Source organism: Aliiroseovarius sp. PrR006 (assembly GCF_010500215.1).
Classification (GTDB): domain Bacteria; phylum Pseudomonadota; class Alphaproteobacteria; order Rhodobacterales; family Rhodobacteraceae; genus Aliiroseovarius.
Genome location: NZ_JAAGOY010000008.1, coordinates 36,370 through 49,673 on the forward strand (window position 1 = coordinate 36,370; position 13,304 = coordinate 49,673).

At 61.5% G+C, this 13,304-nt stretch carries 16 protein-coding genes, 1 pseudogene and 1 riboswitch; of the genes and pseudogenes, 10 read left to right on the plus strand and 7 right to left on the minus strand.

Translation table 11 applies throughout. The features are described 5' to 3' along the window. Positions 1-30 precede the first annotated feature (30 nt). From msrB to G0Q00_RS16025, 6 genes and pseudogenes are all read left to right on the plus strand, one after another. On the plus strand, positions 31-477 hold the full coding sequence (msrB, locus tag G0Q00_RS14070; RefSeq protein ID WP_163040473.1) for a peptide-methionine (R)-S-oxide reductase MsrB: 447 nt from the start codon (positions 31-33) through the stop codon (positions 475-477). Continuing rightward, complete coding sequence (gene msrA, locus G0Q00_RS14075; protein WP_163040475.1) at positions 474-977, plus strand: peptide-methionine (S)-S-oxide reductase MsrA; 504 nt, start codon at positions 474-476, stop codon at positions 975-977. Before msrB ends, msrA begins: the two co-directional genes overlap by 4 nt. A gap of 8 nt (positions 978-985) precedes the next feature. Beyond that, on the plus strand, positions 986-2,452 hold the full coding sequence (locus tag G0Q00_RS14080) for a YdiU family protein (RefSeq protein ID WP_163040477.1): 1,467 nt from the start codon (positions 986-988) through the stop codon (positions 2,450-2,452). 404 nt (positions 2,453-2,856) lie between these two features. Further along, positions 2,857-3,207, plus strand: coding sequence for an ABC transporter ATP-binding protein (locus G0Q00_RS14085; RefSeq protein ID WP_163040479.1), 351 nt, complete (start codon positions 2,857-2,859; stop codon positions 3,205-3,207). A gap of 45 nt (positions 3,208-3,252) precedes the next feature. Then, a pseudogene (locus G0Q00_RS16020) lies at positions 3,253-3,450 on the plus strand (substrate-binding domain-containing protein); the annotation flags it as partial. A 14-nt stretch (positions 3,451-3,464) separates the two neighbouring features. Further along, entirely contained in the window at positions 3,465-3,593 is a 129-nt protein-coding gene (locus tag G0Q00_RS16025; RefSeq protein ID WP_370458583.1) for a hypothetical protein, read from the plus strand. A gap of 5 nt (positions 3,594-3,598) precedes the next feature. Here G0Q00_RS16025 and G0Q00_RS14095 read toward each other — a convergent pair whose 3' ends face one another. Beyond that, positions 3,599-4,588 carry a type I glyceraldehyde-3-phosphate dehydrogenase gene (locus G0Q00_RS14095; RefSeq protein WP_163040481.1) on the minus strand — a complete coding sequence of 330 codons (990 nt, stop codon included), beginning with the start codon at positions 4,586-4,588 and terminating at the stop codon, positions 3,599-3,601. A gap of 255 nt (positions 4,589-4,843) precedes the next feature. Here G0Q00_RS14095 and G0Q00_RS14100 point away from each other — a divergent pair, with 255 nt between their 5' ends. The 4 genes from G0Q00_RS14100 to G0Q00_RS14115 are packed head-to-tail and all read left to right on the plus strand — an operon-like array spanning position 4,844 to position 9,049. Continuing rightward, a complete protein-coding gene (locus tag G0Q00_RS14100; RefSeq protein ID WP_163040483.1) occupies positions 4,844-5,479 on the plus strand; it encodes a CDP-alcohol phosphatidyltransferase family protein in 636 nt (211 codons plus the stop codon). Next, entirely contained in the window at positions 5,476-6,684 is a 1,209-nt protein-coding gene (locus tag G0Q00_RS14105; RefSeq protein WP_163040485.1) for an ABC transporter substrate-binding protein, read from the plus strand. The genes G0Q00_RS14100 and G0Q00_RS14105 overlap by 4 nt, the downstream gene beginning before the upstream one ends. A 45-nt stretch (positions 6,685-6,729) precedes the next feature. Then, on the plus strand, positions 6,730-8,424 hold the full coding sequence (locus tag G0Q00_RS14110; RefSeq protein ID WP_163040487.1) for an ABC transporter permease: 1,695 nt from the start codon (positions 6,730-6,732) through the stop codon (positions 8,422-8,424). Continuing rightward, the gene (locus tag G0Q00_RS14115) at positions 8,417-9,049 is read left to right on the plus strand and encodes an ATP-binding cassette domain-containing protein (protein WP_163040489.1); all 633 of its coding nucleotides are present in this window, start codon (positions 8,417-8,419) and stop codon (positions 9,047-9,049) included. The genes G0Q00_RS14110 and G0Q00_RS14115 overlap by 8 nt, the downstream gene beginning before the upstream one ends. On the opposite strand, the gene G0Q00_RS14120 is transcribed toward G0Q00_RS14115, so the two are convergent. The 6 genes from G0Q00_RS14120 to uraH all read right to left on the minus strand — a co-directional run bounded on the left by G0Q00_RS14120 (position 9,046) and on the right by uraH (position 13,251). Beyond that, positions 9,046-9,696 (minus strand): energy-coupling factor ABC transporter ATP-binding protein, encoded by a 651-nt coding sequence (locus tag G0Q00_RS14120; protein WP_163040491.1) that lies wholly within the window; start codon positions 9,694-9,696, stop codon positions 9,046-9,048. The genes G0Q00_RS14115 and G0Q00_RS14120 overlap by 4 nt on opposite strands. Next, on the minus strand, positions 9,683-10,471 hold the full coding sequence (gene cbiQ / locus G0Q00_RS14125; RefSeq protein WP_163040493.1) for a cobalt ECF transporter T component CbiQ: 789 nt from the start codon (positions 10,469-10,471) through the stop codon (positions 9,683-9,685). The genes G0Q00_RS14120 and cbiQ overlap by 14 nt, the downstream gene beginning before the upstream one ends. After that, complete coding sequence (locus tag G0Q00_RS14130) at positions 10,468-11,049, minus strand: cobalt ABC transporter permease (RefSeq protein WP_163040495.1); 582 nt, start codon at positions 11,047-11,049, stop codon at positions 10,468-10,470. Before G0Q00_RS14130 ends, cbiQ begins: the two co-directional genes overlap by 4 nt. Next, positions 11,046-11,663, minus strand: a complete 618-nt coding sequence (cbiM, locus tag G0Q00_RS14135; RefSeq protein ID WP_163040497.1) for a cobalt transporter CbiM — start codon at positions 11,661-11,663, stop codon at positions 11,046-11,048. The genes G0Q00_RS14130 and cbiM overlap by 4 nt, the downstream gene beginning before the upstream one ends. A 12-nt stretch (positions 11,664-11,675) precedes the next feature. Beyond that, complete coding sequence (locus G0Q00_RS14140; RefSeq protein WP_163040499.1) at positions 11,676-12,461, minus strand: DUF4198 domain-containing protein; 786 nt, start codon at positions 12,459-12,461, stop codon at positions 11,676-11,678. A gap of 120 nt (positions 12,462-12,581) precedes the next feature. Next, positions 12,582-12,794, minus strand: a riboswitch (cobalamin riboswitch). 103 nt (positions 12,795-12,897) lie between these two features. Continuing rightward, entirely contained in the window at positions 12,898-13,251 is a 354-nt protein-coding gene (gene uraH, locus G0Q00_RS14145) for a hydroxyisourate hydrolase (RefSeq protein WP_163040501.1), read from the minus strand. Positions 13,252-13,304 lie beyond the last annotated feature (53 nt).

Consider the following 13,304-nt stretch of genomic DNA (forward strand, 5'->3'; position numbering starts at 1 on the left):
TATCCTTGCCTTACCCATAAGGAGGACCGCATGAGCTATCAAAAAACCCAAGACGCCATTGAACGCCTGACCCCGGAAGAATACCGGGTGACCCAAGAAAACGGGACCGAGCGGGCGTTCACGGGCAAGTATGACAAGCACTACGAACCGGGAATCTATGTGGATGTCGTGTCCGGCGAGCCGCTGTTCGCCTCGTCCGCCAAGTTCAATTCGGGCTGCGGCTGGCCTGCCTTTTCGACCCCAATTGAAACCGCGCATGTGACCGAGCACCGTGACAGCACGTTCGGGATGGAACGCGTCGAAGTCCGCTCGAAACACGGTGACAGCCATCTGGGGCACGTGTTCCCCGACGGCCCGCGCGAAACCGGCGGGCTGCGCTATTGCATCAACTCGGCCTCGCTGCGCTTTGTACCGAAAGACCAGATGGAAGCCGAGGGCTATGGCGACTATCTTGACCTTGTGGAGGGAAACCAATGACTGAACGCGCAATTCTGGCTGGTGGCTGTTTCTGGGGCATGCAGGACCTGATCCGCAAGATGCCCGGCGTGACGAAAACCCGCGTGGGATATACTGGCGGGGACGTTCCCAACGCCACCTATCGCAACCACGGCACCCACGCTGAAGGGATCGAGATCTGGTTTGATCCGGCCAAGACCAGCTATCGCACGCTGTTGGAGTTCTTCTTCCAGATCCACGATCCAACCACGGTGAACCGTCAGGGCAACGACCTTGGCACCAGCTATCGCTCGGGCATTTACTATTTGTCGGACGAGCAGAAGGCGACCGCGCTGGACACCATTGCGGACGTGGACGCCAGTGGGCTCTGGCCCGGCAAGGTCGTGACCGAGGTGAAAGCCGCAGGCGATTTCTGGGACGCTGAACCTGAGCATCAGGATTATCTGGAGCGTCTGCCCAACGGCTATACGTGCCACTTTGCCCGCCCCGATTGGGTTCTGCCCAAGCGCGCTGCGGAATAAGACCCCGCATGACCCAACCAGATTTTGACAACAGCTTTGTTCGCGAGCTTTCCGGATTCTACGTCGACTGGAAAGGCGCGCAGGTGCCGGACCCGAAGGTCCTGCGCCTGAACCGCGCTTTGGCGGACGAACTTGGGCTGGACGCCGATCACCTTGAAACCCGCGAGGGCGCCGAGGAACTGGTGGGCATGCGCATTCCTGACGGGGGCACATCAATCGCGATGGCCTATGCGGGCCATCAATTCGGAGGCTTCTCGCCGCAACTGGGCGATGGCCGCGCGCTGTTGATTGGCGAGTTGATCGACACTGACGGAAAGCGCCGTGACCTGCATCTGAAAGGCTCGGGCAAGACGCCATTTTCACGCGGCGGCGACGGCAAAGCCGTGCTTGGCCCCGTCCTGCGTGAATACCTGATGGGCGAGGCGATGCATGCCCTTGGTATCCCCACAACACGCGCACTTGCGGCCACGACCACGGGCGAAACCATACTGCGCCAGAACGGCCCCGAACAGGGCGCAGTGCTGGCACGGGTCGCCGCCTCGCACCTGCGGGTTGGGACCTTCCAATTCTTCGCCGCACGCGGAGATCACGCGCGGGTCAAGCAGTTGGCGGATTACGCCATTGCGCGGCATTATCCCGAAATCGCAGACACTGACTCACCGTATCTGGAACTGTTCCGTCAGGTGCAAGCCCGTCAGGCGGCGCTGATCGCCAAATGGGTCCATGTGGGCTTTGTCCACGGGGTGATGAACACCGACAACATGACCATCTCAGGCGAGACAATCGACTATGGCCCCTGCGCCTTTATTGACGCCTACAGCTCCGACGCGGTCTTTTCTTCCATCGACCGGCAGGGGCGCTATGCGTTTGGAAACCAACCCAATCTGGCACAATGGAACCTTGCCCGGTTCGCCGAAACACTGGTGTTGCTGATCAATCCCGAGGATCAAGATGCCGCCATCGCACAGCTGATGCAGGTGCTCGAGGAGTTCCCCGCGCTTTATCAGCAGCATTGGCTAGACGGCATGCGCAAGAAGCTGGGGCTGAGCACCGCGCGGGACGAGGATTTGGATCTGGCCAACGACCTGCACAGCCTGATGCAAGAGGCGGGCAGCGACTACACCCGCACCTTCCGCGCGTTGTCGCGTGTGGCGGATGGCGATGCGACCGCGTTGGACGGGTTCATGACTGCCGACGGCACCAAGGGTTGGATCGCCCGTTATCAGCACCGACTAACCCATGACGGGGGCAACAACGCGCGCACCGACGCCATGAACGCTGTGAACCCCATCTACATCCCGCGCAATCACAAGGTGGAAGAGGCTTTGACTGCGGCCTCCGACGGCGACATGGAAGTCTTTGATCGGCTTCTGGAAATCCTCTCATCCCCCTTCGATGAACAGCCGGGGGCCGAAGCCTTTGCTCTGCCCGCCCCGGACGGATTTGGCCCTTACACAACCTATTGCGGGACATAAGCATCCGACCTTTAACCTGATCACACTGCGGCAGGAATGTCGGTTTCCCCCCCTCAATAGACCATTTCCAAACGCTTCACTGTGCTAACTTTGTGGCACAACGGGCCTGTATCAGGGATGCCCGAGGTAAAGCGTTTCGGGATAAACTTGAGGTGCAAGTTTGTTTCGAAACACCCAGAACACTGGCATCTCGCGCAGCGTTTCGGTTTTCCCTGTGTCAGGTTAAAATCGAAACGCTTTAGGCTAAGGGCGGCGTATGCCGGATCTGTGGGAAGGAATAAGCCAGGCGCTCTGGCTCTTGGTGACGCTGGACGCAGATCTGCGTCGGGACCACGATCCGGCGCAAAGGCAAGCGGCTGGTCGGGCCGATCGACCTAACGCTGCGGGATCGGGGCATCACCATCGTGATCGGGCCGAACGGCGCCGGGAAAACATCGCCTATCCGTTATGCCTGCGCGGTGCTGCAAAAGCCGACGCGCGCGCAGGCCGAAACAGCAGGCACGCAAGTCGGACTGGGCCCAATGCTCGCCCATCCAGCCACTTTCCTACCCGGCGGTGAACGGCAGAAACTGGCCATCGCCCGCGCCATAATCACCGCCCCCGCACTGCTTTTTCTGGGCGAACCCTGTGCCTCGCTTGATGGGCGCGCCACCCGCGAGATTGAAGAGATTCTGCAACACGCTGCCGCCCCGGGCACGTGTCTGATCATGTCTACACATGACATGGGCAAGCGCGCCGGTTGGCCGATGACGTGATGTTCCTTCTGAACGGAGACATCGTCGAATGAAATGCCTGTGACCGGGCTTGAGGCGCAGCTTCTGGTCGTGGGCACCGGTCAGGCGATCCGTCTGGGCGAGGCAGGCGATGTCGATGCCGTTCTGGGACACTCCCGCGCGGCGGAAAAGGCGTTCGTCACCGCAGGCCACGGCACCCATCGGCGCGAGATCATGTGTAACGACTTTGCCCTGATCGGCCCTGCCGAAGATCCGGCCAAAATCAAGGCCACCCCCATGTGAATGCTAAAGAGGCAAAGACGTTGGAAGATTGGCTGACGTCAAACCGCGCGCAGGAACTGATCGACGGCTACCAGATCAACGGCGAAACGCTGTTTACCTTCAACGCGACGCCCGCGGGCCAGTAACGCAGTTAGCTGCGCGCCATCAAACGGGCGACATCCAGCATCCGGTGCGAGAACCCCCATTCGTTGTCGTACCAGCCGAACACGCGCAGCAATCCGCCCTCGCAGACCGAGGTTTCGGGGCCCGAGATCACGATGCTTTCGGGGCGCATCCGCAGGTCGGACGAGACCAAAGGCTCTTCGGTCCAGCCCAGCACTTTGCCGGTCGCGCCCTCTTGCAAGATCGCGCGGGCCTCAGCCTCGGTGACGTCTTTGCGAACGCGAACGGTCAGGTCGATGCAGGACACGGACGCAGTGGGCACGCGGATCGCCCGCGCCTCGACCTTGCCGGCCAGTTCGGGCAGCACGTCGCCCACCAGCTTGTGGGCGCTGGTGGTGGTCGGCACCATCGACAGTGCTGCTGCCCGAGATCGTGCCGCATTGGCACGAGGTTTGTCCACGGTGGGTTGGCTGCCGGTATAGCAGTGCACGGTGGTCATATGCCCGCCAATCACACCCAACTGATCATCCAGCAGTTTCAACAGCGGGGCCAGCGCGTTGGTGGTGCAGGATGCGTTCGAGACAATCCGATGCCCAGCCAACTGATCCTCATTCGCGCCCAGCACCACGGTCACATCCGCCTCGGACGACGGGCCCGAGATCAGGACATTGCGCGCACCTGCCGCCAGACCACGTTCCGCCACCGCGCGTTTACCTGCCATGCCGGTGCATTCCAGCACCACATCCACATCGGACAGGTCCATCGTGCTAATGTCGGGCTTGGCATAGAACGGAATGCTCTGCCCGTTCAGGACAAGCGCCTGATCACCGGTCGAGACCTCGCCCGGGAATGGGCCAAACACGCTGTCATATTTGAACAGGTAGGCGCAGGTGTCCAAGCTTTCGATATCGTTGATAAAGGCCACCTCGAACGGGCCGGGGTCCTGCGCCAAGATACGCAGAATGGATCGGCCAATGCGGCCAAATCCGTTCAATCCGATGCGAATCTTCTGTGACATCGTTGATCCCTCGCGCGTGTTTCGGTGCCACAGAAGGGGAAATGCGCGGAAGGTTCAACCCTTATGATCAAAACGCGTTCAGGGGCATATGGGCTTTCACCCCCTAGCCGGGATAATCATCCGTTTCTAATGCCGCCAGCGCGATCAAGATATGACGAATGCTCACGTTTTCGTTTGTCGCATGGACGCGAGGGGCGAATTTGGTCCAGATATCCATAAACGCCGGAAAAGACAGGCGATGGGAAAGGGCGCGCCATGCTGGACGCTTATGCACGTAAACTGATTGATCCCCCGCTGGATCGGGCCGGTGGCCTGTTGGCACGCACGGGTGTCAGCGCCAATACGGTAACGTTGGTGGGGCTGGGCTTGGGGCTGTTGGCCGCGGCAAGCGTTGCGTTTGGGCAGTTCACGCTGGCCCTGTGGCTGGTCTTGGCCTCGCGCCTTGCGGATGGTCTGGACGGCGCAGTCGCCCGCGCCAGCACGCGTACTGACTTTGGCGGCTATCTGGATATCACCGCAGACTTTGCCTTTTACGGCGCCATCCCGCTGGCCTTCATCCTGCATGACCCAGCCACGAACGGCCTCGCCGGGGCGGTCCTGCTGCTAAGCTTCTACGTGAACGGCGCAAGCTTTCTTGGCTATGCGATCCTTGCCGCAAAAAGGGGCATGGACACCCACGCGCAGGGGATCAAGTCGCTCTACTATTCCAACGGCATTCTGGAAGGTACGGAAACCATCCTGTTCTTCGTCCTTCTCTGCCTTGTCCCCCGTTTCTTCATGCCTCTGGCATGGCTGTTCGCCATCGCCTGTTTCGCCACCGCCATTCTGCGTGTCTGGGGTGCGTATCAGGCCTTTGGCCCCACCATTTCCGATCAACAGGAGTCCAAATGAAACACCTTGCTCTTGCCGCCAGCCTGCTGGCGTCGACCCTTCTGCCCACGGCCAGCTTCGCCGATCCCGATCCTGCGAACTGGGACGCTGTGCTGGACGAGGCGAAAGGCCAGACCGTGTACTGGAACGCGTGGGGCGGCTCGCCCACCACGAACGCGTTCATCGAATGGGCCGGCGACCAGATCCAAGCGCGCTATGGCGTGACGTTGGAGCATGTGAAGCTGACCGACACTGCCGACGCCGTGACCCGCGTTTTGTCGGAAAAGCAGGCCGGTCAGGATGATGACGGCGCGATCGACATGATCTGGATTAATGGGGCCAACTTTGCCTCGATGAAGGACAACGGATTGCTGTTCGGCCCCTTCGCCGAGGACCTGCCGAACTGGCAATTTGTGGATGCCGAGGGCAAGACCGTCCGCACCGACTTCACCGTCCCGGTCGAAGGGTACGAGGCCCCGTGGGCGATGGCACAGGTGGTGTTCATGTATGACACGGCGGATATCGCCGAGCCGCTGCCCTCGGCCGCTGCGATCCTTGAGTGGGCCAAAGCCCATCCCGGCCGCTTCACCTATCCGCAGCCGCCCGATTTCCTTGGCACGACCTTCCTGAAGCAAATGCTGGTCGAGCTGCTGGAAGACCCGTCGGTTCTGGCCGCACCTGTATCCGACGAGACCTATGCCGACGTCACCGCACCACTCTGGGCCTATCTGGAAGAACTCACGCCCGCCCTGTGGCGCGAGGGCCGCACCTATCCGCCCAACGGCACCCGACAGATCCAGCTGATCAATGACGGAGAGCTGGACATGGCCGTGTCCTTCAGCCCCAGCGCCGCCTCGACCGCCATCGCCAACTACGAACTGCCCGACACCGTGCGCACCTTCGTGCTGGACAAGGGCACGATCGGCAACGCCTCCTTCGTGGCGATCCCCTATAACTCGGGATCGAAAGCAGGCGCGATGGTGCTGGCGGACTTCCTGATGTCGCCCGAGGCACAGGCGAACGCCCAGGACCCCAACGTTCTGGGATATGGCACGGTTCTGAACATGGCCGCCTTGTCGGACGAAGACCGCGCCCGCTTTGACGCGCTGGATTTGGGCATCGCAACCCTGACGCCCGCCCAGCTTGGCCGCGTGCAGGACGAGCCGCATCCCAGCTGGATGACCCGCATCGCCGATGACTGGCAGTCGCGCTACGGCGTTCAGTAGAACATCTCATTGCCCCGCGTCCTGTGCGCGGGGCAGTATCCAACCATGATCCGCTTCCCCCACCTTCCCCTGTTTCCACTGCTGACGGTCCTATTTCTGCTGGGTCCGCTGGTCGCAGGGCTGTGGGGAACGCTTTTGCCTGCCTTCGGGCACTTCCCGGCGGGTGGACATACCGGCCCGTCTCTTGATCCTTTCCGCGCGCTTTTGGACTGGCCCGGTCTGTCAGATGCATCCCGACTGTCGCTTGTCACGGGCGTTGTCTCGGCTGTCCTGTCGCTGGCCATCACCGCTTTGATCCTCGCAGGCTGGACCGGCACACGCGGATTTCGCGTGCTGGAACGTCTGCTCTCGCCTTTCCTATCTGTCCCTCATGCCGCCGCTGCCTTCGGACTGGCCTTTCTGATCGCCCCCTCGGGCTGGATCGCACGGCTGTTTTCCCCATGGCTGACGGGATGGGAGCGTCCGCCTGACCTGCTGATCCTGAACGATCCGTGGGGGCTATCGCTCATCGCGGGCATGGTGGTGAAAGAGGTGCCGTTCCTGCTGCTCATGTCCATCGCCGCCTTGGGCCAGATCGACGGACGCCGCCGCATGGCGTTAAGCCAGAGCATGGGGTATGGCCGCATCAAGGCGTGGATGATCGCCATCTTCCCCGCCCTCTACGCCCGCATCCGCCTTCCCGTCCTTGTAGTGCTCACATGGGCAATGTCGGTGGTGGATGTGGCGGTGATCCTTGGACCATCGACTCCACCCACCCTATCGGTGCAGATCGTGCGCTGGATGTCGGACCCGGACATTGGATTCCGTCTTCTCGCCGCCGCCGCTGCACTGTGGCAGCTTGTGTTGGTGATCGCAGGCGTCGGCCTTTGGTTTCTGGGCGAGAACCTGATCGCCCGCCTTGCCTGCCGCCTTATTCAGACCGGACGGCGTGGACGCAGCGATGCCCCCCTACGCGTGGCAGGCTTCGCGCTTGGCATCACCGTATCCTTGACACTTCTCTTGGGTTTCCTTGGCCTGATCATCTGGTCCTTCGCCGGGTTCTGGAGCTTCCCGGACCTACTGCCCGACCAATTCACCCTGCGCAGCTGGATGCGCCACCGCACGGGCAGCCTAGACGCACTTGCGGAAACCTCGTTGATCGCGGGCGTCTCGGTCATCATCGGAATGATCCTGACCATCGGCTGTCTGGAGACCGAGGAACGGTACGGATTGCGCCTGACCCAGCGCGGCATGTGGCTAATCTATCTGCCGCTGATCCTACCGCAAACCGCATTCCTGCCGGGGCTGCAGACCCTGCTTCTGAACCTTGGGCTGGGTATGGGACGGCTGCCGGTCATTTTGGCGCATCTGGTCTTTGTCTTACCCTATCTGCGTCTGTCACTAGAGGGGCCGTGGAGGGCATGGGACACCCGTCAAGCCACCGTCGCCAAAGCGCTGGGCGCCACGCCGAACCAGATCCTCTGGCGTGTGCGCCTGCCGATGCTGCTGGCCCCGCTTCTGACCGCAACCGCCGTCGGCGTCGCCGTGTCCGTCGGGCAATACCTGCCCACGTTGCTGGCGGGTGGAGGCCGGGTTGAAACCCTGACCACCGAGGCCGTCGCGCTGGCATCTGGTGGAGACCGCCGTGCCATTGGCGTCTTCGGCTTGATGCAAACCGCCGCCGCGATGCTGCCCTTTGCGCTGGCCTTGGCGCTGCCGGCTTTGGTATGGCGCAACCGAAAGGGGCTTTTGAATGGTTAACGGATTGCATCTGGGCCAAGTCCGCATCCTGAAAGACGCAGCACCGCTGATCGAGGTCGACACCCATGTCGCGCCCGGATCGGTGCTGACCATCATGGGGCCCAGCGGCGTGGGGAAATCCACGCTGCTGTCGGCGATCATCGGTACCCTGCCCCCGGCATTCACGCTGCACGGCCATGTCCGTCTAGAGGGCCGCGACCTGCTGCCCCTGCCGCCCGAGGATCGTTGCGTCGGGATCCTTTTCCAAGACGCGCTGTTGTTTCCACACCTGAGCGTCGGGGCCAATCTGGCCTTCGGGCTGGCCCAAGGCGGTACACGGGCTGAACGCCGCGCACAAATCGAGAACGCATTAGCCGAGGTGGGGCTTGCGGGATTCGCCGACCGTGACCCCGAGACCCTATCAGGTGGACAGCGGGCACGGGTGGCCTTGATGCGAATGCTACTGTCCAAGCCCAAGGCGCTGTTGCTGGACGAGCCGTTCTCGGGCCTTGATGCATCCCGGCGGGAACAGGTGCGCAAGCTTGTTTTTGATCACGCCCGCGCCCGCGCGCTGCCGGTTCTAATGGTGACGCATGATCAGGAAGACGCAGATGCGGCGGGCGGCGAGGTCGTACGGTTGGGTTAGATCCGCACCAGTTTCCGATGCTCCAACCGATAACCTTCCGGCGCAATCTCGGCCCTAAAATCAGGAGCATGGCTGACCAGCAGGATCGCCTGATCCAGCCCTTTCAGGATCTCGGTCAAGCGGGCGTAGTTGTCCGGGTCCAGCGCGTTGGTAGGCTCGTCCAAAATCAGCACTTCAGGCTCCATTGCTAGAACGGTCGCCAGTGTCACCAGACGCTTTTCGCCGCCCGACAGCTTGTGCGTAATTCGGTCGCGCAGATGCATTAGGCTAAGACGGGTCAGTACCTGATCAACAATCGCCAAGGCCTCGTCTTTCGATTTGCCAAGGTTCAGGGGACCGAAGGCCACGTCCTCAGCCACGGTGGGGCAGAACAGCTGGTCGTCAGCATCCTGAAAGACAAAGCCGATACGGCGGCGCACTTCGTGGAAATCGGCTTCCTCGGCGCGGGGTTTGCTGAAGGCTGTGATGGTGCCCGCATCCGGCTGCAACAGCCCCATGATGAGCTTCAACAGCGTCGACTTGCCTGCGCCGTTCGGCCCGACAATCGACAGCCGCTCGCCCGGTTCCATCCGCATGGATGCCCCGTCCAGCACCGGCTCAAGCCCCGGATAGGCAAAGTGGATGTCACTAAGTTCAAGCAGCGGCATAGGCGACCTCGGCCCAGATCAGGGCAGCCAGCGCAAGCACCATCGCGCCTGCAAACATTACATCGGTACGGGTCAGGCGGAACTCTTCCAACAGAACGATCCGGCCCGAAAAGCCACGGCATTTCATCGCGGCCAGAATGCGTTCGGACCGTTCAATCGCACGCACCAGCATCATGCCCACCAGATAGCCATAGCTGCGATAGGTGTGCCAGTTCGTGCCGGGGCGAAACCCACGCAGTTTCATCGAGGTGCGCAGACGCAGATATTCCTCGCGCAGCACGTCGATATAGCGGATCGTGAACATCATAAGATGTACCAGTCGCTCGGGCGTTTTCAGGGCAAAAAGCGCGTGACCCATGGTAACCGGCTCCATCGAGCCGACCAACGTCATCACCGCCAGAATGACGGCGTTGGCGGTCAGCGCGATTTCGGTCGCGCGCCACAGGCCCTCCCATGTGGCGTCAAACCCGAACACCGAAAACATCGGCGTGCCGGGCATGGTGAAGGGCAGAAGGATCAGCGTGAAAATGATGAACCCGTCCATCATCGCCATACGTTTCAGCGTCTTCTGGAACGGCAGACCCGAGATTGCCAGAAGCCACATCGACAGGATCAACGCGCCCGACAGAACCCGCAGATCGTCAAGCGCAACCACGGTGATGGCATAAATCACGGTCATCACGATCCGCATGCGCGGATCAAGCGAGGACACGGCCGCCCGAAGCGCGCCAAAGCCGGTAAGCGGCTTGTCTTCGCCGGTCAGGACATAGGTCATTTGCCGCCCTCCATCTTGCGACGCGCCGCGATGTAGAATCCCAGACCAAAGAGGCCGGCGATATAGCCCAGCCCCCCCAAAACGGTTTGCAGATCGTTCTTGTTCTTATACGCGCTGATTTCCTGCCGCAGGGGGCGCAGTTCAGTGCGGATCATGGTGGCAAGCTCGGCGCGTGCCTGATCGGACAGACCGGACAGACCAGCCGTCGATGCAGGTACAGCAACAGAGGCGGCAGAAGTCGAGACAGCAGCGTCTTGCCCCATCAGGGCCGCGACTTCGGCGGCGGGCATGATGACCTCTGCCACGTGGCCGGCGCCCAGATCACCGCGGAAGACATGGGTCACGGGTTGCGTTGGGGTGTAGATGAAGAACCCGTCGGCATCCGTCACCGTCTCGCCCATCTTTTTGCCGGCCTCGTCAAAGACTTCGATCACCAAGTCGGTGGCCATCTCTCCGTTGGAAAAACCCACCTCGCCTTCGATGTCCGACCCGGACGGGAAGACCGACGAGATCACATTATGGGCCAGTGCAGGCACAGGCGCCGCCAAGGCGACGATCAGGATAAGGGATCGGATCATGTCCAACCTCCTTTCGAGCCTGCGAAAAGCTCGGGCTTCACGCGACGAGCCAGGAAGATGGCGGCCCCGGACAGAAGCGCTTCGATCACGATAACGGGGATATGCGCCACAAAGACCAGCTTCGCGGCGGGGATGAATTCGTCCCCCGACAAGGCCAGCGAGAACGCCACGGCCAGCGTTGTGGCCGCAATGGCAAAGCCACCACCAAGCCCGCCCCAGATCGCGCCCTGCATGGGGCTGCCACGGGCGACGAGACGCCCGAAGATCAATCCAGCCAGAACGGCAGGCCCCGCAATATTCACGGCATTCACGCCCAGCACGGTCAATCCGCCGAAGCCGAAGAACACTGCTTGCAACAATAGGCCTACGAACAACGCCGGAAACGCCGCCCAGCCCAGAACCAGCCCCGCCAATCCGTTCAGGATCAGATGGACCGAGCTTGGGCCAATGGGCACATGGATCAGCGAGGCCACGAAGAAGCTGGCAGACAGTACGCCCGCTGCCGGAATGCGTTCCAGTGGCAGTTTCTTCAGGCCCATCGCGATACCGCCCACAGCCAAAGCCGCGCCGCCAAGCAGCACGGGATTTGACAGGGCTCCATCTACAATGTGCATCGCGCGCGTTCCTTACTTCAGCTCTGTGGCGTGGACCCACAGAACCGCGTCTTGGCTCAGCTCTTTGCCGTTATGTTCGGTTGCCGGACCCGACCCCAAGGCCGCAAAGCCCCAGTTGCCCGCTTTCGGAATGCCGAAGGTGAAGACGCCGTTTGCGTCGGTCAGGGCGACGATGGTGCCGCCGGACATCGGGTTAACCGTGCTGTCGGTGGCTGCGAACGCGGTAAGGTCAGGCTCGGAGGCCATGTACTCGATCTCGATCTCGGCGCCGGGGACTGGCTTGCCGTCCGACAGAACCACGCCCGAGAAAGTCGAGCCAACGACGACGTTATAGGGCTTGTTCAGCGGCAGGATCTCGGTCGGCAGGCCAACGGGCTGGTCCCAGTCGGTGGGCAGCGTATTGCGGTTCAGAACCGACTTGGTGATCTGCTGGATGTAAATGTCTTCGCTTTCTTCATAGTACGGCGCAGGCACGGTCACGACCACATAGTCGCCCGAGCGTTTGACCGGCACGGAGGCGGTGAAGGCCGCGGATTCATTGTGCGCACCCTTGAAGGTGGCCGGCGCCACGCGATCCATCAGGTCGGTCTTTTCACCATTGTGGATCATGAAGAACTCTTGCGGAGCATCCATATCCATGGCGTGCCCGTTCTCCATCGGGTGCCAGAAGATCAGGCCCATCGGCACATCGCCGGGCCTGTCGATCAGCACCTCATCGGTGTGTTGCAGCAGGAAATGTGCCTGCGCGGCAACGGGTACAAAAGCGGCCAGTGTAGCGGCCAGAAGTTTCTTTTTCATGTCGTCCTCATTCGACGTCGCAGGGATGACCTGCAATCAAGAATGAACGAACGGGGTTTTGGCACGGGAGGGTCTTTGGACCGCCGGGCCAGACGCTCACCCCGGCGTCCGGTGGAAATGGGCAAATGCCCAGCGTCCGGCAGGTCTCCTGACTTGCGGGTCTTCGCTTGGCTGGCCTTCCCGGGGCGGACCCAGTGGCATGTTCAGCTTCGCTCGCCGCTCACAGTTGCGGGGGCAGTCTCGGTTTTGGCGCCTGTTGGCTACACCTCACCGGGTTCCCTATTACTTCCGCGGTGCTTCTGCACACGCGGAACCGATCGCTGGCCTTGAATGTCAGAACTGGCAGGGACGAGTCAAGCGAAAGCGCGGTTGGGAACGGGTCGCAGATGCGGCGGGAAAAGTCGCAAAAATTATAACAGGTTGTTTTCGAACAGGATTAACTTCCGCGATAAGTCGAGTAGCCGTAGGGCGATAGCAGAAGCGGCACGTGATAATGCGCTTGCTCGGACATGCCAAAACGGATTGGGACGACATCCAGGAAAAGTGGGTTCTCACTGTTCTGTCCGCTCGCACGCAGATAGTCGCCCGCGTGGAAGACCAGCTCATAGACCCCAATTTCGAACTCGTCCGCGGGCAGGATCTGTTCGTCCGTCCGCCCGTCGTCATTGGTCACAAGGGTTTTCACCAGCGCTCGCACGTCACCCTCGATCCGGTAGAGGTCAATGCGGAGGCCTTCCGCCGGGCAGCCGCGTGCCGTGTCCAAAACGTGGGTGGTCAGATATCCGGTCATGGCGTGTCCTTTCCTTGGCTCCACTATTGGGGGATCGGCGCCCCCGCGCAATC

Bases quoted from the DNA above. Each gene is read 5' to 3' on its own strand.
- G0Q00_RS14100 (WP_163040483.1), top strand. From the start codon at position 4,844: ATGCTGGACGCTTATGCACGTAAACTGATTGATCCCCCGCTGGATCGG.
- G0Q00_RS14140 (WP_163040499.1), bottom strand. From the start codon at position 12,461: ATGAAAAAGAAACTTCTGGCCGCTACACTGGCCGCTTTTGTACCCGTT.
- G0Q00_RS14080 (WP_163040477.1), top strand. From the start codon at position 986: ATGACCCAACCAGATTTTGACAACAGCTTTGTTCGCGAGCTTTCCGGA.
- G0Q00_RS14105 (WP_163040485.1), top strand. From the start codon at position 5,476: ATGAAACACCTTGCTCTTGCCGCCAGCCTGCTGGCGTCGACCCTTCTG.
- G0Q00_RS14120 (WP_163040491.1), bottom strand. From the start codon at position 9,696: ATGCCGCTGCTTGAACTTAGTGACATCCACTTTGCCTATCCGGGGCTT.
- cbiQ (WP_163040493.1), bottom strand. From the start codon at position 10,471: ATGACCTATGTCCTGACCGGCGAAGACAAGCCGCTTACCGGCTTTGGC.
- G0Q00_RS14115 (WP_163040489.1), top strand. From the start codon at position 8,417: ATGGTTAACGGATTGCATCTGGGCCAAGTCCGCATCCTGAAAGACGCA.
- msrB (WP_163040473.1), top strand. From the start codon at position 31: ATGAGCTATCAAAAAACCCAAGACGCCATTGAACGCCTGACCCCGGAA.
- cbiM (WP_163040497.1), bottom strand. From the start codon at position 11,663: ATGCACATTGTAGATGGAGCCCTGTCAAATCCCGTGCTGCTTGGCGGC.
- uraH (WP_163040501.1), bottom strand. From the start codon at position 13,251: ATGACCGGATATCTGACCACCCACGTTTTGGACACGGCACGCGGCTGC.
- G0Q00_RS14095 (WP_163040481.1), bottom strand. From the start codon at position 4,588: ATGTCACAGAAGATTCGCATCGGATTGAACGGATTTGGCCGCATTGGC.
- G0Q00_RS14130 (WP_163040495.1), bottom strand. From the start codon at position 11,049: ATGATCCGATCCCTTATCCTGATCGTCGCCTTGGCGGCGCCTGTGCCT.
- msrA (WP_163040475.1), top strand. From the start codon at position 474: ATGACTGAACGCGCAATTCTGGCTGGTGGCTGTTTCTGGGGCATGCAG.
- G0Q00_RS14110 (WP_163040487.1), top strand. From the start codon at position 6,730: ATGATCCGCTTCCCCCACCTTCCCCTGTTTCCACTGCTGACGGTCCTA.